This window comes from Staphylococcus sp. HMSC072B07 (assembly GCF_001815505.1).
GTDB classification, from domain to species: Bacteria; Bacillota; Bacilli; order Staphylococcales; family Staphylococcaceae; genus Staphylococcus; species Staphylococcus simulans.
This window is the reverse complement of record NZ_KV820915.1, coordinates 36120-54726: the sequence shown is the minus strand read 5'-3', so window position 1 is coordinate 54726 and position 18607 is coordinate 36120. Positions and strand designations below refer to the sequence as shown.

Sequence of the window (18607 nt, the reverse complement as noted above, 5' to 3'; positions counted from 1 at the left end):
AATAAATAAAATCTAAGGAGGTGCCCACATGCATATCAAAAAAGGTGACAACGTAATCGTTATCTCAGGTAAAGATAAAGGTAAAACAGGTGTTGTACAAGCAACAGAACCTAAAAAAGACCGTGTCGTTGTGGAAGGTGTGAACATCATTAAAAAGCACCAAAAACCGACTCAATTTAATCCAGAAGGTGGAATCTTAGAAACTGAAGCAGCTATTCATGTTTCTAACGTACAATTATTGGACCCAAAAACAAATGAACCAACTCGTGTAGGTTACAAATTTGTTGATGGTAAAAAAGTTCGTATCGCTAAAAAATCAGGCGAAGAAATCAAATCTAATAATTAATAACTAGTTGAAAGGAGGATCCACTTTGAGCCGTTTAAAAGAAAAATTCAATACAGAAGTTACTGAGAACTTAATGAAAGAATTCAACTATAGTTCAGTAATGGAAGTACCTAAAATCGATAAAATCGTTGTGAACATGGGTGTAGGTGACGCTGTTCAAAACTCTAAAGTATTAGACAACGCTGTTGAAGAGTTAACATTAATTACAGGTCAAAAACCATTAATCACAAAAGCTAAAAAATCAGTAGCAACATTCCGTTTACGTGAAGGTATGCCAATCGGAGCAAAAGTTACTCTTCGCGGAGAAAGAATGTATGAATTCCTTGATAAATTAATCTCAGTATCATTACCACGTGTACGTGACTTCCACGGTGTTTCTAAAAAAGCATTCGACGGTCGCGGTAACTACACATTAGGTATCAAAGAACAATTAATTTTCCCAGAAATCGATTATGATAAAGTAAGTAAAGTAAGAGGAATGGATATCGTTATTGTTACAACTGCTAACACTGACGAAGAAGCCCGTGCATTGTTAACTCAATTCGGTATGCCATTTCAAAAGTAAGCTCTAATATAAAGGAGGCTAATTAAGTGGCTAAAAAATCAATGGTTGTAAAACAAGCTAAAAAGCAAAAATTCCCAGTGCGCGAATACACTCGTTGTGAACGCTGTGGACGCCCACATTCTGTATACCGCAAATTTAAATTATGCCGTATCTGTTTCCGTGAATTAGCTTATAAAGGCCAAATCCCTGGCGTTCGTAAAGCTAGCTGGTAATTAAAGAGAGTCTTGAAAGGAGGCAACAATCTATGACAATGTCAGATCCAATCGCAGATATGCTAACTCGTGTAAGAAACGCAAACATGGTGCGTCATGAAAAAATCGAGTTGCCTGCGTCAAATATTAAAAAACAAATTGCTGAAATCCTTAAAAACGAAGGTTTCATTAAAAACGTTGAGTTCGTAGAAGATGATAAACAAGGTGTTTTACGTTTATTCCTTAAATATGGTCAAAACAACGAACGCGTTATCACAGGCTTAAAACGTATTTCTAAACCAGGTTTACGTGTCTATGCTAAAGCTGACGAAGTACCTAAAGTATTAAACGGTTTAGGTATCGCATTAGTTTCAACTTCTGAAGGTATCGTAACTGACAGAGAAGCAAGAAAACGTAACGTAGGCGGAGAAGTATTAGCATACGTTTGGTAATAAATAATTAAGGAGGTGCCCGTAAATGAGCCGTGTAGGTAAGAAAATTATTGAAATTCCTAGCGATGTTACAGTAGACATCAAAGGTAATACAGTTACAGTAAAAGGTCCTAAAGGTGAATTATCACGTACTATGGATCCTAGCATGACTTACAAATTAGAAGACAACACATTAGAAGTTGTACGTCCATCTGATTCTCAAAAAGACAGAACAGTTCATGGAACAACTCGTGCGTTAATTAACAATATGGTACAAGGTGTAGCTAAAGGTTTCGAAAAAACTTTAGAACTTATCGGTGTTGGTTACCGTGCACAATTGCAAGGTAGCAACTTAGTACTTAACGTTGGTTACTCTCACCCAGTTGAATTCAAACCAGAAGATGGTATCACATTCACAGTTGAGAAAAACACAACAGTTAAAGTTGAAGGTATTTCTAAAGAATTAGTTGGTGCTACAGCATCTAAAATCCGTGCCGTAAGACCACCAGAACCTTATAAAGGTAAAGGTATCCGTTACCAAGGCGAATATGTTCGTCGTAAAGAAGGTAAAACTGGTAAATAATAAATAACTCTCTAAAGAAAGGAGAATAAAGCATGATCAGCAAAATTGATAAAAATAAAGTACGCTTAAAAAGACATGCACGTGTACGTACTAACTTAACTGGTACTTCTGAAAAACCACGTTTAAACGTATATCGTTCTAACAAACACATCTATGCACAAATCATTGATGATACTAAAGGCGTAACTTTAGCTCAAGCATCAACTCAAGATAAAGATTTCGAAAATGAAACTGGTTCAAAAGTTGAATTATCAGCCAAAGTGGGCGAAGTAATCGCTAAGAAAGCAGTTGATAAAGGTATCACTGCAATCGTCTTCGACCGTGGAGGTTACTTATACCATGGACGTGTTAAAGCATTAGCAGATGCAGCACGTGAAAATGGCTTAGAATTTTAATCATAAAAGGAGGGACAAATAATGGCTCGCAGAGATGAAGAAAACAAAGAATTTGAAGAACGCGTTGTTACGATTAACCGTGTTGCGAAAGTTGTAAAAGGTGGACGTCGTTTCCGTTTCACTGCATTAGTAGTAGTTGGAGACAAAAATGGTCGTGTTGGATTCGGTACAGGTAAAGCACAAGAGGTACCAGAAGCGATCAAAAAAGCGGTAGAAGCTGCTAAAAAAGAATTAGTATCTGTAAACCGTGTTGAAGGTACAACACCACACACAATCACTGGCCGTTTCGGTTCAGGAAGTGTATTATTGAAACCAGCAGCACCTGGTACTGGGGTTATCGCCGGTGGACCAGTTCGTGCCGTATTAGAGTTAGCAGGTATCACTGATATCTTAAGTAAGTCATTAGGTTCTAACACACCAATTAACATGGTTCGTGCTACAATCAATGGTTTAGAAAATCTAAAAAGTGCTGAAGAAGTTGCGAAATTACGCGGCAAATCAGTAGAAGAATTATACAATTAAGGAGGGAAAATGAATAATGGCTAAATTACAAATTACCCTCACACGTAGTGTTATTGGTCGTCCAGAAACACAACGTAAAACTGTTGAAGCATTAGGTTTGAAAAAAACTAACTCTACAGTAGTTGTAGAAGACAACCCAGCTATCCGTGGACAAGTGAACAAAGTAAGTCACTTGCTAAAAGTTGAAGAATTAGACGCATAATTAGATAATATATAAGGAGGTGCCGTAATGAAATTACATGATTTACATCCAGCAGAAGGATCACGTAAAGAACGCAACCGCGTAGGTCGTGGTGCTGCTACAGGTAATGGTAAAACAAGTGGACGTGGTCAAAAAGGTCAAAAAGCACGTTCAGGTGGTAAAGTAAGACCAGGTTTCGAAGGTGGTCAATTACCATTATTCCGTCGTATCCCTAAACGCGGTTTCACAAACATCAACCGTAAAGAATACGCAGTTGTGAATTTAGACCAATTAAACCGTTTTGAAGAAGGTACAGAAGTTACTCCTGAACTTTTAATCGAAACAGGCGTAGTTAAAAACGCAAAAGCGGGTATCAAAGTATTAGGTAATGGTTCTCTAGAGAAAAAATTAACAGTAAAAGCACATAAATTCTCTGCATCTGCAGCTGAAGCAATTGATGCTAAAGGTGGAGCACACGAGGTGATCTAATGTTTGACACATTCGTAAACTTCTTTAAAACAAAAGAAGTGCGAAACAAGATCTTTTTTACGCTCGCAATGCTAGTTATTTTTAAAATAGGTACTTATATACCAGCGCCTGGAGTCAATCCAGCAGCGTTTGAAAGTCAACAAGGTTCTCAAGGTGTCACTGATCTATTGAATACATTCGGTGGGGGAGCCTTGAAGAACTTTTCCATTTTTGCAATGGGTATTATGCCCTACATCACTGCTTCAATCGTTATGCAGTTATTGCAAATGGATATAGTTCCTAAGTTTACAGAATGGGCCAAACAAGGTGACGTTGGTCGTAAGAAACTAAACAACGTTACGCGCTATTTTGCGATACTTTTGGCATTCATCCAATCAATAGGGATGGCATTCCAATTCAATAACTATCTTAAAGGTGCATTGATTGTTGATCCTTCACCTATGAGTTATTTGTTGATTGCAATTGTATTAACAGCAGGAACAGCTTTCTTATTATGGTTAGGTGAACAGATAACACAATATGGTGTAGGTAATGGTATTTCCATTATTATCTTCGCCGGTATCTTGTCTACTTTGCCATCATCACTGATTCAGTTCTATCAACAAGCCTTTGTAGGGCAAAGTGATACAACAATCGCATGGTTGCAAGTAGCAGGGCTAGTTATTGGTTTGATTTTACTAACAATGGGTGCTGTGTACGTATTACAAGCTGTTCGTAAGATACCTATTCAATATGCGAAAAAACAATCCGCTCAGCGTTTAGGACGAAATGCAACGTATTTGCCGTTGAAAGTTAACTCAGCAGGGGTTATCCCGGTTATCTTTGCTATGGCATTCTTCTTGTTACCGAGAACGTTAACAATGTTCTTCCCTAAAGCTGACTGGGCGCAGCAAATTGCCAATACAGCCAATCCATCAAGTAACATCGGAATGGTAATTTATATTATCTTGATCATTGCATTCACTTATTTCTATGCATTTGTTCAAGTTAATCCAGAAAAAATGGCTGACAACCTTAAGAAACAAGGCAGTTATGTACCGGGTATCAGACCTGGTGAAAAAACTAAAAAGTATATTACCAAAGTTTTATATCGTTTAACTTTTGTAGGTTCTATCTTCTTAGCAGTTATCGCTATTTTACCGATTCTTGCTACTAAATTTATGAACTTACCGCAATCGATTCAAGTCGGCGGTACAAGCTTATTGATCGTTATCGGTGTTGCAATCGAAACTATGAAGAGCTTGGAAGCACAAGTTAACCAAAAAGAATATAAAGGCTTTGGTGGTAGATAATTTGTAGGAGGGCAATATGAATATCATCTTAATGGGTTTACCTGGCGCAGGTAAAGGAACTCAAGCGAGTGAAATTGTTAAGAAATTCCCTATTCCGCATATATCTACAGGTGATATGTTTAGAAAAGCTATCAAAGATGAAACTGAATTAGGTAAAGAAGCTAAGTCTTATATGGACCGTGGCGAACTTGTACCTGATGAAGTAACTGTGGGTATCGTTAAAGAAAGACTTTCTGAAGACGATGCGAAAAAAGGATTTTTATTAGATGGTTTCCCACGTACACTTGAACAAGCAGAAGCATTAAGTAAAATCATGACAGAACTTGGCAGAAAGATTGATGCAGTTATTAATATTGAAGTTCCGGAAGAAGAACTCATGAATCGTTTGACTGGACGTCGCGTTTGTGAAGTTTGCGGAACAACTTATCATCTTGTGTTCAATCCTCCAAAAGTGGATGGTGTTTGTGATCTTGATGGCGGTAAATTATACCAACGTGAAGATGACAATCCAGAAACAGTTGCAAAACGTTTAGAAGTTAACGTAAAACAGTCTAAACCTATCTTAGAATACTATGATAAAGAAGGCGTTTTGAAAAACGTTGACGGTTCTAAAGATATCCAAGAAGTAACTGGCTCAGTTATCGATATCTTGGAAGATCTTAAGTAATTCAACATTGCTGCTTGTATGTTGAATGAAGGCAGTCTGATATTGTTTGTCTCTCAGCCTAACGAATTATGAGTGACAGCATAACGATAATGATTCCCGATTTTTGTTCAACGTAATGATACAAGGGCAGTATGTCTAACATTTTCCAATAGACATTAACTAATAATGCAAAAGGGGGAATTGTTCTAATGGCAAAACAAGATGTAATTGAATTAGAAGGTACAGTAACAGATACTTTACCAAATGCAATGTTTAAAGTAGAATTAGAAAATGGTCATGAAATTTTAGCACATGTGAGTGGTAAAATTAGAATGAATTATATTCGTATTCTACCTGGCGACAAAGTAACAGTAGAAATGTCTCCGTATGATTTAACTCGCGGAAGAATCACTTATCGTTATAAATAATTCGTCACTCCATTATTACAGGGAGGTATTAAAATGAAAGTAAGACCATCAGTAAAACCTATTTGCGAAAAATGTAAAGTCATTAAACGTAAAGGTAAAGTAATGATCATTTGTGAAAATCCGAAACACAAACAAAGACAAGGTTAATAAAAGAGAGGTGTAAAATAATATGGCACGTATTGCAGGAGTCGATATTCCACGCGAAAAACGCGTTGTAATTTCATTAACTTATATTTACGGTATTGGTAAATCAACTGCTGAAAAAATCGTAGCAGAAGCTGGAGTTTCTCCACAAACTCGTACTAACGAATTAACTGACGATGAATTAGGTCGTCTTCGTGAAGTTGTAGACAGCTACAAAGTAGAAGGTGACTTACGTCGTGAGCAAAACTTAAACATCAAACGTTTAATGGAAATCTCATCTTACCGTGGTATCCGTCACCGTCGTGGCTTACCAGTTCGCGGTCAAAAAACTAAAAACAATGCTCGTACACGTAAAGGCCCAGTTAAAACTGTAGCTAACAAGAAAAAATAATAGGTAAAGGAGGAAAATATTAATGGCACGTAAACAAGTATCTCGTAAACGCAGAGTGAAAAAGAATGTTGAAAACGGTGTGGCTCACATTCGTTCAACTTTCAACAATACAATCGTAACAATCACTGATGAATTTGGTAACGCATTATCATGGTCATCAGCAGGTGCGCTTGGTTTCAAAGGTTCTAAAAAATCTACACCATTCGCAGCACAAATGGCTTCAGAAACTGCTTCAAAAGCAGCTATGGAACATGGCTTAAAATCTGTAGAAGTAACAGTAAAAGGACCTGGTCCAGGCCGTGAATCAGCTATCCGTGCATTGCAATCAGCAGGTTTAGAAGTAACAGCTATTAGAGACGTTACTCCAGTACCTCATAACGGTTGCCGTCCGCCAAAACGTCGTCGCGTATAATATTATTGTCAAGAAATAGTTATTTTCCGCAGATCACTAAGATAAACTGTATCTTATAAGTCGACGTAACCAAGGAGGATATGTAAATAATGATAGAAATTGAAAAACCTAGAATTGAGACAATTGAAATTAGTGAAGATGCTAAATTCGGTAAGTTTGTTGTTGAACCACTAGAACGTGGCTATGGCACTACGCTAGGAAACTCCTTACGTCGTATCCTACTATCTTCATTACCAGGTGCAGCCGTTAAGTACATCGAAATTGAGGGAGTTCTACACGAATTCTCAGCAATTGAAAATGTGGTTGAAGACGTATCTACAATCATTATGAATATTAAGAAACTAGCTCTTAAAATTTATTCTGAAGAAGATAAAACATTAGAAATCGATGTTAAAGATGAAGGCGAAGTAACTGCAGCTGACATTACTCATGATAGTGATGTTGAAATTTTAAACCCAGAGCTTAAAATTGCTACAGTTGCTAAAGGTGGACATTTAAAAATCCGTCTTGTTGCGAATAAGGGTAGAGGTTACGCATTAGCTGAACAAAATAATACTAGTGATTTACCAATTGGTGTTATACCAGTAGACTCTTTATACTCACCAGTAGAAAGAGTTAACTATACAGTAGAAAATACTCGTGTAGGTCAAAGCAGTGACTTTGATAAATTAACATTAGATGTATGGACTGATGGATCAATCACTCCACAAGAATCAGTTTCATTAGCAGCAAAAATTATGACTGAACACTTGAACATCTTTGTTGGACTCACTGATGAAGCGAAAAACGCTGAAATCATGATTGAGAAAGAAGAAGATCAAAAAGAAAAAGTACTTGAAATGTCTATCGAAGAATTAGACTTATCAGTACGTTCTTATAACTGTCTAAAACGTGCAGGCATCAACAGCGTTCAAGAATTGGCTGACAAATCTGAAGCAGATATGATGAAAGTACGTAATTTAGGTCGTAAATCTTTAGAAGAAGTAAAATACAAACTTGAAGACTTAGGTTTAGGTCTAAGAAAAGAAGATTGATAAAGGTAAAGGAGGTTAACTCATGGGTTACAGAAAATTAGGTCGTACATCTGATCAACGTAAAGCAATGTTACGTGACTTAGCTACTTCATTAATCGTTAATGAGCGTATTGAAACAACTGAAGCTCGCGCTAAAGAATTACGCGGTGTGGTTGATAAATTAATCACTTTAGGTAAAAAAGGAGATTTAGCTTCACGTCGTCAAGCAGCTAGAATCGTTCGTGATGTTGAAATCTTAAACGAAGATGAAACTACACAAACAGCTTTACAAAAATTATTCGGTGAAATTGCTCCTCGTTACACAGAACGCCAAGGCGGATACACTCGTGTACTTAAAGTAGGTCCTCGTCGCGGAGACGGTGCTGAAGCAGCAATTATCGAATTCGTTTAATTCCAACTTTAACTTGTAACAAAGCAACGATGATAAGTAGAAGCACACGATGGTGATGACATTGTGCGCTTATCATTGTACAAGTAAACACACTGAACTTATGAATATATAAAGCAAATGAGTGCAACGATAATGTTTGCCACATACAAATATTGTCTAGCTCAGAGTACCCCATTCACAGAACTTAATATTTTTTAAAGCGTGAACTCAATTATTGAATGGGGTGCGCGCTTTTTTATTTCGAAGCCCCTTTACTCTCTTTAGGTACAGGGGCTTTTGATACATAGTCTTGGATATACACATATCGTATATTCATGTACAATAAGTAGAGTGAAAATAAACAGAAGGGACAGAGTCATATTGAACACAGAGAACATTATTGAATTTAATGACGTGTCATTTCAATACCAAGGCGACGAATGGTTCACATTAAAAAATCTATCATTTAATATCCCTAAAGGTAAATGGACCTCTATTGTCGGTCATAATGGTTCAGGTAAATCTACCATCGCAAAACTGATGATGGGTATGATGCCGTTTCAAAAAGGGGAAATTCTTGTAAACGGTCAACCAATGACAGCTGATAATTTAGCAGAGATTCGTCAACACCTAGGCATAGTCTTTCAAAATCCTGAGAACCAATTTGTGGGCTCTACAGTTCAATATGATGTCGCATTCGGTTTAGAAAATTTCGAAGTCCCTTACAAAGAAATGCATCAAGCTGTCCCGCAAGTATTAAAAGAAGTTGAAATGTATGCACAACGTAATCATGAACCACAAGCCTTATCAGGCGGACAAAAACAACGTGTTGCGATTGCAGGTGTATTAGTTTTAAGTCCAGATGTGATTATCTTAGATGAAGCCACATCTATGTTAGATCCTGAAGGCAAACAATCGCTGATGCAGCTGGTCAGACATTTGAACACTGAAAAAAATGTAACGATTATTTCGATTACACATGATTTAACTGAAACATTAGATTCAGATTATATGATTGTGATGAATCGTGGAGAGGTGTATGAAAAAGGTACACCAGAAGCAATTTTTGAGAAAGGAGCATCATTAACAGAAATAGGTTTAGATTTACCATTTCCAATGCGCATTAATTCATTGCTTGGTAACCCGTCTGAGTTTCTGACATATGATGCACTGGTGGCACGTTTATGAGTATAAAATTTAACGACGTCACATATGTGTACCAAAAAGGCACACCTTTTGAATATGAAGCATTACATCAAATCAATACAGAGTTTGAACCAGGACATTATTATGCGATTATTGGTCAGACAGGTTCAGGCAAATCTACATTAATCCAACATTTTAATGGCTTGTTAAAGCCCTCTTACGGCACCGTAGCGCTTGATGATTTAGTTCTGAAGGCAAAGACTAAGGATAAAGCGATTCGCCCTATGAGACAACGTGTAGGGCTTGTCTTTCAATTTCCAGAATCACAACTCTTTGAAGATAGTGTAGAGCGTGAGATTCTGTTCGGTCCCAAAAATTTCAATATGAACTTAGACAAGGTAAAGGACTACGCATATCGTTTACTGATGAAATTAGGTTTTGACCGCGATGTGATGAACAAGTCACCCTTTCAAATGTCTGGAGGACAAATGCGTAAAATTGCGATTGTTTCAATTCTTGCGATGGATCCAGACATCATTGTGTTAGATGAACCGACAGCAGGCTTAGATCCACACAGTCGAAAGCAAGTGATGGGTTTACTAAAACAGTTGCAGCAGGAAGGAAAGACTATCGTATTGGTAACTCATGACATGAATGACGTTGCACAATATGCAGACCGTATTAAAGTCTTACAACAAGAAACGCTTGTATATGAGGGGACACCAAGAGCATTATTCAGTGATTCCGAGCGTATTAATGATTATTCATTGGATTTACCAGACATTGTGCAACTACAAAGAGACTTTGAACACAAACATCAGACTAAACTATCTGATACAGCATTAACTGACGAAGAGTTTATTGAACTCTATAGGGAGTGGCAGCGAAATGAAAAATAAATTTATCATTGGTCGCTATTTACCTCTGGATTCGATAATACATCGTATGGATCCTAGAGCTAAATTAGCATTTGTCTTTTTCTATATTGTCTTAGTCTTTTTCTGTCATAGCTTCCCGATGTATGGGTGGATGTTGTTAGTGTTATTGATATTTATGTATTGTGGTAAAATCAAGCTGTTTTATTTATTAAAAGGCTTAACCCCAATACTGTTCTTTTTAATTTTTACGTTTTTAATGCATTTGTTTTTAACTAAAGGCGGAACGACGTTGTTCAGCTGGAAATTTATTTCGATTGATTCAGGTGGTATCAAAGAAGGGATCTTTATATCTATGCGGTTGATGTTCATTATGATGGCTTCAACGATTATGACTTTAACAACGAATCCGATCGCATTAACAGATGCCTTTGATAAAATTTTATCGCCGCTTAAAGTTGTAAAAGTCCCTGTACAACAATTAAGCATGATGATGTCCATTGCGCTACGTTTCATCCCAACGTTAATGGAAGAGTTAGATAAAATTATTTTAGCGCAAAAATCACGAGGATCTGAAATTAGTTCAGGTTCAATGGGACAAAGAATCAAAGCATTTATTCCATTACTGATTCCACTATTTATTTCTGCCTTTCAACGTGCAGAAGATTTAGCAATTGCGATGGAAGTACGTGGATATGATGTAAAATCAAAACGTACAAGTTTCCGTAAATTAGAATGGCATTGGAAAGATACTTTGCTTATCGGTTCATTGATTCCAATTGCGGTTATATTATTTGTATTAAAATATTTAGGAGTGTAGACGTGTGCGTATTTTAGTTAATATAGCGTATCAAGGAAGCAACTTCTTAGGCTTTCAGATTCAACAACACGGTAGAACCGTGCAACAACAATTTGAGAAGATTTTAAAACGTATGCATAAGCGTCATGTACGTATCCATCCTTCAAGCAGAACAGATAGAGGGGTGCATGCGATGGAACAATATTTCCATTTTGATACAGAACTAGATATCGCACCTAAGCAATGGCAATATGCGATGAATAGCGCACTGCCTGACGACATTTATGTCAAAGAGGTATCAATCGTCGATGACGACTTTCATTGCCGCTATGACTGCGTAGGAAAGCGATATCGTTATATGGTGTATCAAGGTGCGCATCGCGATGTTTTTATGAGCGGTTTAAAAACTTATAATGATTATGACTTAGATTTAGATAAAATGAATCAAGCAGCACAACAATTTATCGGTACGCATGATTTTACAGGATTTTGTTCACAAAAGACCGAAGTAGAAAGTAAAGAGCGTACGCTTTATCAAAGTGAAATTATTAAAACAAAAAATGGCTTTGACTATGTTGTGACTGGCTCTGGTTTTCTATATAATATGGTACGTGTGTTAGTCGCGTTTTTAATCGAAGTCGGTAAAGGTAAGCGATCACCAGACGAAGTTCCAGGCTTATTAGAAGCGAAAGATCGTAATCAAGTACCGTTCACTGCACCCGCAGAAGGATTGTATTTAGAAAAGATATATTTATCACCAGAATCACTGATACAAGATTTTGGTTCAGATATAAAAATTCATCGCAAAAAATCATTGCAAAATGACTGATTCGTATTGACAAATACACTAATAAATTATACGATTATATGCGGTATTGTTTTATATCACCCCACGATAAGCCCCGGAAACTTATTGTGTTACTAGATATAGAAGCAAAGTCGAAACGAAATCAACAATCTGAAATTATCTGAGCTTTGAATCGTAACATTGATTTTTTAAAAAGCAACTCAACACGCAGTTATTATTAGGAGGACAATTATTATGCGTCAAACATTTATGGCTAATGAATCAAACATTGAGCGCAAATGGTATGTTATTGATGCGGCTGGCCAAACACTAGGTCGTTTATCATCAGAAGTAGCAACTATTTTACGCGGAAAACATAAAGTAACTTACACACCACACGTTGATAACGGTGACTATGTAATCATCATCAACGCTGGACAAATCGAAATGACTGGTAAAAAAGAATCTGACAAAGTTTACTACCGTCACTCAAACTACCCAGGTGGTATTAAATCAATCACAGCTGGTGAATTAAAAGAGAAAAACCCAGCACGTTTACTTGAAATTTCAATTAAAGGTATGTTACCAAGCAACCGTTTAGGTGAAAAACAAGGTAAAAAATTATTTGTATATGGTGGCGCTGAACATCCACACGCTGCACAACAACCAGAAAACTACGAGTTACGTGGTTAATTAGAAGGAGGAAATTACATTGGCACAAGTTGAATATAGAGGCACAGGCCGTCGTAAACACTCAGTAGCACGTGTACGTTTAGTACCAGGCGAAGGTAACATCACTGTAAACGGTGTTGACGTACGTGAATATTTACCATTCGAATCATTAATCTTAGACTTAAACCAACCATTCGAAGTTACAGAAACTCAAGGTAACTACGACGTTTTAGTTAACGTTAACGGTGGCGGTTTCACAGGTCAAGCACAAGCTATCCGTCACGGTATCGCTCGTGCATTATTAGAAGCAGATCCTGAATACAGAAGTTCTTTAAAACGCGCTGGATTACTTACTCGTGACCCACGTATGAAAGAACGTAAAAAACCAGGTCTTAAAAAAGCACGTCGTTCACCACAATTCTCAAAACGTTAATTGTTGGACAAACGATTATTATTATTCAAACACTTCCCAAGTTTGGGGAGTGTTTTTTTATGCCCGTAAAAGTTATTTACATATCGACCTTTTAGAAATTTTTTCATTTCTGGTATCCTTTCATATCATTAATTCGCTGGTGCTTTCAATTCTAATTAATTAGTTGTGTGTGATATGATTATTTTAAAAGAAGGAGGCGGTAACATTGCATGAAAAAGTAGATATTTTAGTAACGCTAAATGAAAACTATTTGAAACCATTAAAGGTTATGTTGTTATCATTACATGATACGAATCCCCATTTATCATTTAAAGTTTGGTTGGTTCATGAGAAGATAACACAAAGTAAACTAATGCAGTTAGAAGAATTATTGTCATCATTTAATATGGAATTAGAAGAAGTTAAAGTACCGCCTAATTATTTTGGCAATGCGAAAACAGTTGAACGTTATCCTCAAGAAATGTACTTTAGATTAGCGTGTGGTGAATTACTGCCTGAATCAGTGACAAAAGTACTTTATTTAGATCCAGATATTTTAGTGATTAATACAATAGACGATTTATGGAATCTGAATTTAGAAAGGAATATATTTGCGGCAGCAACACATGAAGGATTTACAAAATTTTCACAAGGCATGAATAATCTACGTTTAGGTACGAAACAAGGTCAAGTATATTTCAATTCAGGAGTTATGTTGATTGATGTAGAAAAAGCAAGACAAGAAATAAGCATGGATGATATTTTTAATTTTATAGAGAAAAATAATCAATACTTATTATTACCTGATCAAGACGTTATGAATAGTTTGTATGGTGATAAGATTAAAGAAATACCGGAAGAAATTTGGAATTATGACACAAGACAAGCAAATATGTATTATACAAAAAGTGTAGGTAAGTACGATACACATTGGGTTGCCTATCATACTGTGTTCTTACATTTTTGTGGTCGTCCAAAACCTTGGGATAACAAAAGCAACAGTAGATTTACCATGTTATATCTTCAGTATCAAAAAAGATTAGAACAACTTGAAAACTTAAATGATTAAATAAAACTCAATACTTGAAAGAAGGGGACATCATGAAAAAAATCATCAGAAGTATTGCGAAATGTAAAATGTGCGGAGATATTATTGAATCTACACATAGACATGAAATGGTCAATTGTAAATGTGGTTGTATCTTTTTGGATGGAGGAACAGATTACCAAAGAGTACTGTGGAAGCCTCAAGAAGGTAAAGGTAGTAAAATGGAAGATTATATTGATTTGAGTTTAACAATTTATGAAGAAGAGGATGAGAAGGACGAGAATAAAAAAGAATGAAAATATACTTTGTCAGACATTCATTAAGAGATAATAGTGTGAAAGAAGATGTCATTGCACCTTTAACTAAAGAAGGGCTGAATAAAGCAGAAGCATTGGCATCTTTTTTTGACGATAAAAACATTGAACAGATATACGCCAGTCCTTATCGTCGTGTCATAGAAACTGTATTACCCACAGCAAAAAGATTGAAGCTGCTGATTAATAAAGACGAAGGTTTGCGTGAAAGAAAAATAGGACGCTGGGTAGAAGACTTTTATGAATTTGCGGAAAAGCAGTGGCGAGATTTTGACTATAAGTTGGAAAATGGTGAGTCTTTAAATGAAGTTCAAGATCGTATCGTTCAAACCTATAATCAAATTATAAAGAATAGTAATGTATCTACATTATTAATATGTGGACATGGCACCGCAATGTCACTGTTATTTAATCATTTAACTAAAGGCAAGTTTCAATATGAAGATTTCCTTCAGATGAAAATGCCTGCGATCTATGAATGGGATACGCAAACACAAATATTAACACATATTCAGTGATTAATCTGATAAAATTCAGTGAATATGCTAATATCGTCACTGATATTAAACAGTTATACTAGAAGAGATGAAATATAAGAATTGCAGGTGTTTGTGATGTTTAATATTAGTTCAGTTTCAAATGAGGTTAAAGAAGAAGTTAAAGGACTCATTGATCAACATATACATCAAGAAGATATTACTGACATGTTAATAGAACTCTCTCAAAACGAATCAAGCAGTAAAATAACAGAAGCACTTAGACAGCTTTACTTTATTGAAAAATTTACGTCTATGTATGAAATAGAACGTTTTGTCTCAACATATGAAAAGGTGACAAAACAATCACTGACAGAAATCACACTTTCAAATGATAAAACGCATCCACTGAATATCTTCCAACAAGAAATTAATATATTTAAGTCATTGCTTCAAGAAACGAGCGCTTTGTTAGATCAAGTAAAGGCGAATGAAACAGAAGCGATTGAATTATTTAAAAGGAAAGTTCAAACACTTTCAGGTTTAATTCCACATTTTAATCGTAAAGAAAAGATTATCTTTCCTGTCATAGAACGAAGAGGAGAGTATATCTTACCGAGAAAAATGTGGGCAGATGATGATGTGATTCGTTTTGCGTTGAATAAACTACAAAAACGTGTAGCTAAACTTGAAGAAGTAGATTGGCGACATATTCAAAATGCTTATACTGAATTAGAAAGCAGTTTAACGGATATGTTACGCCAAGAAGAGATACTATTCATCCCACTAATGCAGGAAGACATCAGTGCAGTTGAGTGGCAACAAATTGCGCACGAAAGTAGCGCTTTTGGCTATGCGGTAGAAGTCACTGAGATATGGCACGATTCTGAAATAGAATTAACTTCTATTGACGCAAAATATGATGCAAAACAAGGGCAACAGAATTTGCGCTTTGGTGGAGGTTTCTTAACGACAAAAGAAGCGGACCTTATTTTAAATAACTTGCCAGTAGAAATTACGTTTGTAGATAAAAACGGCACTTTTAAGTATTTCAATGATTTAGTTGAAGCGTCTGACATGATGTTTATCCGTACATCTATCTCTATTGGGAGAAATGTGGCTAATTGTCATCCACCAAAAAGTTTAAGCAAAGTGATGCAGATTATTCGTGATTTGAAAACAAAACAAAAAAAGTCTGAATCCATGTGGTTTAAAAAAGGTAACCAATTCATTCACGTCACATACAAAGCTTTATTTGATGAAAAAGATGAATATATTGGTATTTTAGAATATGTACAAGATATTCAACCATTCTTTGAGTTACCACAAAAGTTCAAACGAGATGCGACTAAACAATAAACGTTAATTAATAATAAAATGAACAACCCACGAGTCCAATAATGATTCGTGGGTTGTTCATTTATCACAGTCGTTTTAAAGAAACGGTAAGAATTTTGACCAATAAGTAATCAAGTATAGCGGGAAATTCATACAGATATGAATTAATATCAGTAAGTAGATATTTCGATATTTGGCCCAGAAAAAGCCAAGGAATATCCCCGCAAGTGCATGTGTGACCAATGCTTGTGCTGACAAATCCAAAAGATTTCCTTGTCCTTGGATGCCCGCATGCCATAAAGACCAAAGCACTGTGCTGATACATACAGAAGATACTATACCCAAATGTTCTAAACGTGTTTGTAGCCACACACGGTAAAATACTTCTTCTAATACAGCATTCATTAATATTGAAATGATCGCAAATATCAGTACGAAAAGATAAGGTTCATCATAAGAGATATTAGATAAGTTGTTCAAAGGACTAAAATAGAGCACTAACCAAATTACATAGACAATAGGCGCAAGAGACCAATCAATCACTGGATTAGCTTTAGAGAGTATGGACAGTTTTTCTCGCTTAATAATCCATAAAGGAATCAACAACAATAATACAAATTTATAAATATAAAAGAGCTCAAAGTAGGGTTTAGGTGTAAGAAACACAAGTACGATATATAAAACACCTAATATGAGTAAAATACGTTCTGACTTCAAAGGTTTCTGAATAAGAGGTTGAAACTTAAAGTGTAAAGGTAAAACAAATAGCACAACAAGTGGAATTAAATAGATCAACCAAATATTCATAAAATGAGTTTTGTCTTTGGTATCTGCGCTCGTTTGAATAAAACCATTCTGTGTAATTTGTACATATAAAGCTGAAACCATAATTAATAATAAAGTGACAATAGGAATCAATAAACGTAATTTATTTCTCTGCATGGCGTTCTCCTTAATATTAAATTGTAAAAGCATTTAAATAATAATACCCAATTTTATTTAATTTTGGTCCTTTAAACATAAAAAATCCTCAAACCAATTTGATTTGAGGATTAAAGCAATATAGGAATGTCGTTAGTAGAAAAAATTATTTTTTAAAGTTTGCTTGAAGATACTCATAAATCGCATCTGTATCAGTCAATTTAAAGAATTTTTCTAATTCAGCTTTATCTTGTTTTTCAAAGAACACGATAAGGTCTGATAATAAATGTACTTGAGTTGCTTTTGTACCGTTTAAAATCACAAATAAGAATTCTACTGGTAAATCTTTATGAGGTGAACTCATATTTTGGAATACGATAGGGTTAGTTAATTTAACAGGTACAATTTTAGTTGTGTTTACAAATTCAGGTTCAGTATGAGGTACTGCCACATTAGGATATGTTTCACTGATATTTGATAAACTTAGGGCTGTTGGGTAATTTTTTTCACGATCTAAAACATGTTCTAAGAAATTGTCTTTTACATAACCTGCTTTTACTAATGCTTCTGATACTTCTGTTAGTACCGCTTCTTTACTATCCGCATTTGAGACAAAAACGCTATCTTTTGAAAATAATTGAGTCATAAGTTGCTCCTTCTTCGTTAGTAAGTATTTTAATATTTATCTGGTCAATTAAAGTATAGGTAAATGAATAGATAGATGTCAATGTATTATGTGTTTTATACCACAATACATCCCACAATTTTAAAATATTTGTCATAAATAAACGTCGATGTAAGACACCGACGTTTATAACCTATATATTAACTTTCCTCAATTTCCTTTAGTGCCAATTTAATATGTTCTAGATGATGGTTACCATGCCAAGCCATTTTAGCTACAAGATCTGCAAGTCTACCTTCACCTTCTTCAGGATGGTAGAACGTACGGTCAAATGCTTCGATGGGCAGCTCACGTAATAAGATGGCCCAACGTTTATGCATACCGTCAATCAGTTCTAGTGAGTATTCTAAGGGTGCTTGATTGTCTGGAGCTTCAGCCCAAGCATCTTGTAGGAATGATGTGACAAATGGATGGTCTTCAGTCAATGTTTGTTTCGTACGAATAAAACCGTGCATGTGGCTATCAGCAATATGGTGAATTAAAGTTTGAACATCGAAACTGCCTTCACGATAGGTCGCATGACGTTCTTCTGCAGATGCGTTCGTTGTGAGTGTTGTGAGTATATCTGGTAATTCTTCAATCGCATCAATCCACGTGTTTAAATCTTCTACACTATAACGATCTGGTTTTTGGAACTTACCGATTGGAAATTGATTTTTCAGCATGGTTAATCACCTTTCATCAAATATTGAATGAAGTGCTAGTATATCACAC

General features: G+C 35.7%; 30 protein-coding genes. 27 read left to right on the top strand and 3 right to left on the bottom strand.

What is annotated here, in order from left to right:
- The first annotated feature begins 28 nt into the window (after nt 1-28).
- From rplX to HMPREF3031_RS07435, 27 genes are all read left to right on the top strand, one after another.
- The gene (rplX, locus tag HMPREF3031_RS07565; protein ID WP_002479562.1) at nt 29-346 is read left to right on the top strand and encodes a 50S ribosomal protein L24; all 318 of its coding nucleotides are present in this window, start codon (nt 29-31) and stop codon (nt 344-346) included.
- 25 nt (nt 347-371) lie between these two features.
- Complete coding sequence (gene rplE / locus HMPREF3031_RS07560) at nt 372-911, top strand: 50S ribosomal protein L5 (protein WP_002479561.1); 540 nt, start codon at nt 372-374, stop codon at nt 909-911.
- Between the two features lie 26 nt (nt 912-937).
- Complete coding sequence (locus HMPREF3031_RS07555; RefSeq protein ID WP_002479560.1) at nt 938-1123, top strand: type Z 30S ribosomal protein S14; 186 nt, start codon at nt 938-940, stop codon at nt 1121-1123.
- 32 nt (nt 1124-1155) lie between these two features.
- The gene (rpsH, locus tag HMPREF3031_RS07550) at nt 1156-1554 is read left to right on the top strand and encodes a 30S ribosomal protein S8 (RefSeq protein ID WP_002479559.1); all 399 of its coding nucleotides are present in this window, start codon (nt 1156-1158) and stop codon (nt 1552-1554) included.
- Between the two features lie 25 nt (nt 1555-1579).
- The gene (gene rplF / locus HMPREF3031_RS07545) at nt 1580-2116 is read left to right on the top strand and encodes a 50S ribosomal protein L6 (protein ID WP_002479558.1); all 537 of its coding nucleotides are present in this window, start codon (nt 1580-1582) and stop codon (nt 2114-2116) included.
- 32 nt (nt 2117-2148) lie between these two features.
- The gene (gene rplR, locus HMPREF3031_RS07540; protein ID WP_002479557.1) at nt 2149-2511 is read left to right on the top strand and encodes a 50S ribosomal protein L18; all 363 of its coding nucleotides are present in this window, start codon (nt 2149-2151) and stop codon (nt 2509-2511) included.
- A gap of 21 nt (nt 2512-2532) precedes the next feature.
- Nucleotides 2533-3033: a 30S ribosomal protein S5 gene (gene rpsE, locus HMPREF3031_RS07535; protein WP_002479556.1), complete on the top strand. Its 501-nt coding sequence runs from the start codon at nt 2533-2535 to the stop codon at nt 3031-3033.
- A gap of 16 nt (nt 3034-3049) precedes the next feature.
- On the top strand, nt 3050-3235 hold the full coding sequence (rpmD, locus tag HMPREF3031_RS07530) for a 50S ribosomal protein L30 (RefSeq protein ID WP_002479555.1): 186 nt from the start codon (nt 3050-3052) through the stop codon (nt 3233-3235).
- A 27-nt stretch (nt 3236-3262) separates the two neighbouring features.
- Entirely contained in the window at nt 3263-3703 is a 441-nt protein-coding gene (gene rplO / locus HMPREF3031_RS07525) for a 50S ribosomal protein L15 (protein ID WP_002479554.1), read from the top strand.
- Nucleotides 3703-4995, top strand: coding sequence for a preprotein translocase subunit SecY (secY, locus tag HMPREF3031_RS07520; RefSeq protein WP_002479553.1), 1293 nt, complete (start codon nt 3703-3705; stop codon nt 4993-4995). Before rplO ends, secY begins: the two co-directional genes overlap by 1 nt.
- 16 nt (nt 4996-5011) lie before the next feature.
- The gene (locus tag HMPREF3031_RS07515; protein ID WP_002479552.1) at nt 5012-5662 is read left to right on the top strand and encodes an adenylate kinase; all 651 of its coding nucleotides are present in this window, start codon (nt 5012-5014) and stop codon (nt 5660-5662) included.
- 188 nt (nt 5663-5850) lie between these two features.
- Nucleotides 5851-6069, top strand: a complete 219-nt coding sequence (infA, locus tag HMPREF3031_RS07510) for a translation initiation factor IF-1 (RefSeq protein WP_002479551.1) — start codon at nt 5851-5853, stop codon at nt 6067-6069.
- Nucleotides 6070-6102: 33 nt separating this feature from the next.
- Nucleotides 6103-6216 (top strand): 50S ribosomal protein L36, encoded by a 114-nt coding sequence (rpmJ, locus tag HMPREF3031_RS07505; protein WP_002479550.1) that lies wholly within the window; start codon nt 6103-6105, stop codon nt 6214-6216.
- A 22-nt stretch (nt 6217-6238) separates the two neighbouring features.
- Entirely contained in the window at nt 6239-6604 is a 366-nt protein-coding gene (rpsM, locus tag HMPREF3031_RS07500) for a 30S ribosomal protein S13 (RefSeq protein ID WP_002479549.1), read from the top strand.
- A 22-nt stretch (nt 6605-6626) separates the two neighbouring features.
- Complete coding sequence (rpsK, locus tag HMPREF3031_RS07495) at nt 6627-7016, top strand: 30S ribosomal protein S11 (protein WP_002479548.1); 390 nt, start codon at nt 6627-6629, stop codon at nt 7014-7016.
- A gap of 89 nt (nt 7017-7105) precedes the next feature.
- Nucleotides 7106-8050 (top strand): DNA-directed RNA polymerase subunit alpha, encoded by a 945-nt coding sequence (locus HMPREF3031_RS07490; protein ID WP_002479547.1) that lies wholly within the window; start codon nt 7106-7108, stop codon nt 8048-8050.
- A 22-nt stretch (nt 8051-8072) separates the two neighbouring features.
- Complete coding sequence (gene rplQ / locus HMPREF3031_RS07485; protein ID WP_002479546.1) at nt 8073-8441, top strand: 50S ribosomal protein L17; 369 nt, start codon at nt 8073-8075, stop codon at nt 8439-8441.
- Between the two features lie 357 nt (nt 8442-8798).
- A complete protein-coding gene (locus HMPREF3031_RS07480) occupies nt 8799-9608 on the top strand; it encodes an energy-coupling factor transporter ATPase (protein WP_037556168.1) in 810 nt (269 codons plus the stop codon).
- Nucleotides 9605-10465 carry an energy-coupling factor transporter ATPase gene (locus tag HMPREF3031_RS07475; protein ID WP_070724802.1) on the top strand — a complete coding sequence of 287 codons (861 nt, stop codon included), beginning with the start codon at nt 9605-9607 and terminating at the stop codon, nt 10463-10465. The genes HMPREF3031_RS07480 and HMPREF3031_RS07475 overlap by 4 nt, the downstream gene beginning before the upstream one ends.
- Nucleotides 10455-11261: an energy-coupling factor transporter transmembrane component T family protein gene (locus tag HMPREF3031_RS07470; protein ID WP_070724800.1), complete on the top strand. Its 807-nt coding sequence runs from the start codon at nt 10455-10457 to the stop codon at nt 11259-11261. The genes HMPREF3031_RS07475 and HMPREF3031_RS07470 overlap by 11 nt, the downstream gene beginning before the upstream one ends.
- Nucleotides 11262-11265: 4 nt before the next feature.
- The gene (gene truA / locus HMPREF3031_RS07465) at nt 11266-12069 is read left to right on the top strand and encodes a tRNA pseudouridine(38-40) synthase TruA (protein ID WP_002479542.1); all 804 of its coding nucleotides are present in this window, start codon (nt 11266-11268) and stop codon (nt 12067-12069) included.
- 213 nt (nt 12070-12282) lie between these two features.
- Nucleotides 12283-12720 (top strand): 50S ribosomal protein L13, encoded by a 438-nt coding sequence (gene rplM, locus HMPREF3031_RS07460; protein ID WP_002479541.1) that lies wholly within the window; start codon nt 12283-12285, stop codon nt 12718-12720.
- A gap of 19 nt (nt 12721-12739) precedes the next feature.
- Nucleotides 12740-13132 (top strand): 30S ribosomal protein S9, encoded by a 393-nt coding sequence (rpsI, locus tag HMPREF3031_RS07455; RefSeq protein ID WP_002479540.1) that lies wholly within the window; start codon nt 12740-12742, stop codon nt 13130-13132.
- Nucleotides 13133-13337: 205 nt separating this feature from the next.
- A complete protein-coding gene (locus HMPREF3031_RS07450; protein WP_002479539.1) occupies nt 13338-14180 on the top strand; it encodes a glycosyltransferase family 8 protein in 843 nt (280 codons plus the stop codon).
- Nucleotides 14181-14212: 32 nt separating this feature from the next.
- Nucleotides 14213-14455 carry a DUF7695 domain-containing protein gene (locus HMPREF3031_RS07445; RefSeq protein ID WP_070724798.1) on the top strand — a complete coding sequence of 81 codons (243 nt, stop codon included), beginning with the start codon at nt 14213-14215 and terminating at the stop codon, nt 14453-14455.
- On the top strand, nt 14452-14991 hold the full coding sequence (locus HMPREF3031_RS07440) for a histidine phosphatase family protein (protein ID WP_002479537.1): 540 nt from the start codon (nt 14452-14454) through the stop codon (nt 14989-14991). Before HMPREF3031_RS07445 ends, HMPREF3031_RS07440 begins: the two co-directional genes overlap by 4 nt.
- A gap of 96 nt (nt 14992-15087) precedes the next feature.
- Nucleotides 15088-16308, top strand: a complete 1221-nt coding sequence (locus HMPREF3031_RS07435) for a PAS domain-containing protein (RefSeq protein WP_070684062.1) — start codon at nt 15088-15090, stop codon at nt 16306-16308.
- A gap of 75 nt (nt 16309-16383) precedes the next feature.
- Here HMPREF3031_RS07435 and HMPREF3031_RS07430 read toward each other — a convergent pair whose 3' ends face one another.
- The 3 genes from HMPREF3031_RS07430 to HMPREF3031_RS07420 all read right to left on the bottom strand — a co-directional run bounded on the left by HMPREF3031_RS07430 (nt 16384) and on the right by HMPREF3031_RS07420 (nt 18558).
- A complete protein-coding gene (locus HMPREF3031_RS07430) occupies nt 16384-17229 on the bottom strand; it encodes a CPBP family intramembrane glutamic endopeptidase (RefSeq protein WP_002479535.1) in 846 nt (281 codons plus the stop codon).
- A 145-nt stretch (nt 17230-17374) separates the two neighbouring features.
- Entirely contained in the window at nt 17375-17854 is a 480-nt protein-coding gene (locus HMPREF3031_RS07425) for a PTS sugar transporter subunit IIA (RefSeq protein WP_002479534.1), read from the bottom strand.
- Nucleotides 17855-18033: 179 nt separating this feature from the next.
- Nucleotides 18034-18558 carry a YfiT family bacillithiol transferase gene (locus HMPREF3031_RS07420; protein ID WP_002479533.1) on the bottom strand — a complete coding sequence of 175 codons (525 nt, stop codon included), beginning with the start codon at nt 18556-18558 and terminating at the stop codon, nt 18034-18036.
- Nucleotides 18559-18607: the final 49 nt, after the last annotated feature.

Coding starts and splice junctions, on each gene's coding strand:
- HMPREF3031_RS07435 (WP_070684062.1), top strand. CDS start 15,088: ATGTTTAATATTAGTTCAGTTTCAAATGAGGTTAAAGAAGAAGTTAAA.
- HMPREF3031_RS07420 (WP_002479533.1), bottom strand. CDS start 18,558: ATGCTGAAAAATCAATTTCCAATCGGTAAGTTCCAAAAACCAGATCGT.
- rplO (WP_002479554.1), top strand. CDS start 3,263: ATGAAATTACATGATTTACATCCAGCAGAAGGATCACGTAAAGAACGC.
- HMPREF3031_RS07445 (WP_070724798.1), top strand. CDS start 14,213: ATGAAAAAAATCATCAGAAGTATTGCGAAATGTAAAATGTGCGGAGAT.
- rplX (WP_002479562.1), top strand. CDS start 29: ATGCATATCAAAAAAGGTGACAACGTAATCGTTATCTCAGGTAAAGAT.
- rpsE (WP_002479556.1), top strand. CDS start 2,533: ATGGCTCGCAGAGATGAAGAAAACAAAGAATTTGAAGAACGCGTTGTT.
- HMPREF3031_RS07490 (WP_002479547.1), top strand. CDS start 7,106: ATGATAGAAATTGAAAAACCTAGAATTGAGACAATTGAAATTAGTGAA.
- HMPREF3031_RS07440 (WP_002479537.1), top strand. CDS start 14,452: ATGAAAATATACTTTGTCAGACATTCATTAAGAGATAATAGTGTGAAA.
- rplM (WP_002479541.1), top strand. CDS start 12,283: ATGCGTCAAACATTTATGGCTAATGAATCAAACATTGAGCGCAAATGG.
- rplQ (WP_002479546.1), top strand. CDS start 8,073: ATGGGTTACAGAAAATTAGGTCGTACATCTGATCAACGTAAAGCAATG.
- HMPREF3031_RS07475 (WP_070724802.1), top strand. CDS start 9,605: ATGAGTATAAAATTTAACGACGTCACATATGTGTACCAAAAAGGCACA.
- rplR (WP_002479557.1), top strand. CDS start 2,149: ATGATCAGCAAAATTGATAAAAATAAAGTACGCTTAAAAAGACATGCA.
- secY (WP_002479553.1), top strand. CDS start 3,703: ATGTTTGACACATTCGTAAACTTCTTTAAAACAAAAGAAGTGCGAAAC.
- HMPREF3031_RS07425 (WP_002479534.1), bottom strand. CDS start 17,854: ATGACTCAATTATTTTCAAAAGATAGCGTTTTTGTCTCAAATGCGGAT.
- rpsK (WP_002479548.1), top strand. CDS start 6,627: ATGGCACGTAAACAAGTATCTCGTAAACGCAGAGTGAAAAAGAATGTT.
- rpmJ (WP_002479550.1), top strand. CDS start 6,103: ATGAAAGTAAGACCATCAGTAAAACCTATTTGCGAAAAATGTAAAGTC.
- HMPREF3031_RS07515 (WP_002479552.1), top strand. CDS start 5,012: ATGAATATCATCTTAATGGGTTTACCTGGCGCAGGTAAAGGAACTCAA.
- rpsM (WP_002479549.1), top strand. CDS start 6,239: ATGGCACGTATTGCAGGAGTCGATATTCCACGCGAAAAACGCGTTGTA.
- rpsH (WP_002479559.1), top strand. CDS start 1,156: ATGACAATGTCAGATCCAATCGCAGATATGCTAACTCGTGTAAGAAAC.
- rpmD (WP_002479555.1), top strand. CDS start 3,050: ATGGCTAAATTACAAATTACCCTCACACGTAGTGTTATTGGTCGTCCA.
- infA (WP_002479551.1), top strand. CDS start 5,851: ATGGCAAAACAAGATGTAATTGAATTAGAAGGTACAGTAACAGATACT.
- HMPREF3031_RS07470 (WP_070724800.1), top strand. CDS start 10,455: ATGAAAAATAAATTTATCATTGGTCGCTATTTACCTCTGGATTCGATA.
- rplF (WP_002479558.1), top strand. CDS start 1,580: ATGAGCCGTGTAGGTAAGAAAATTATTGAAATTCCTAGCGATGTTACA.
- HMPREF3031_RS07430 (WP_002479535.1), bottom strand. CDS start 17,229: ATGCAGAGAAATAAATTACGTTTATTGATTCCTATTGTCACTTTATTA.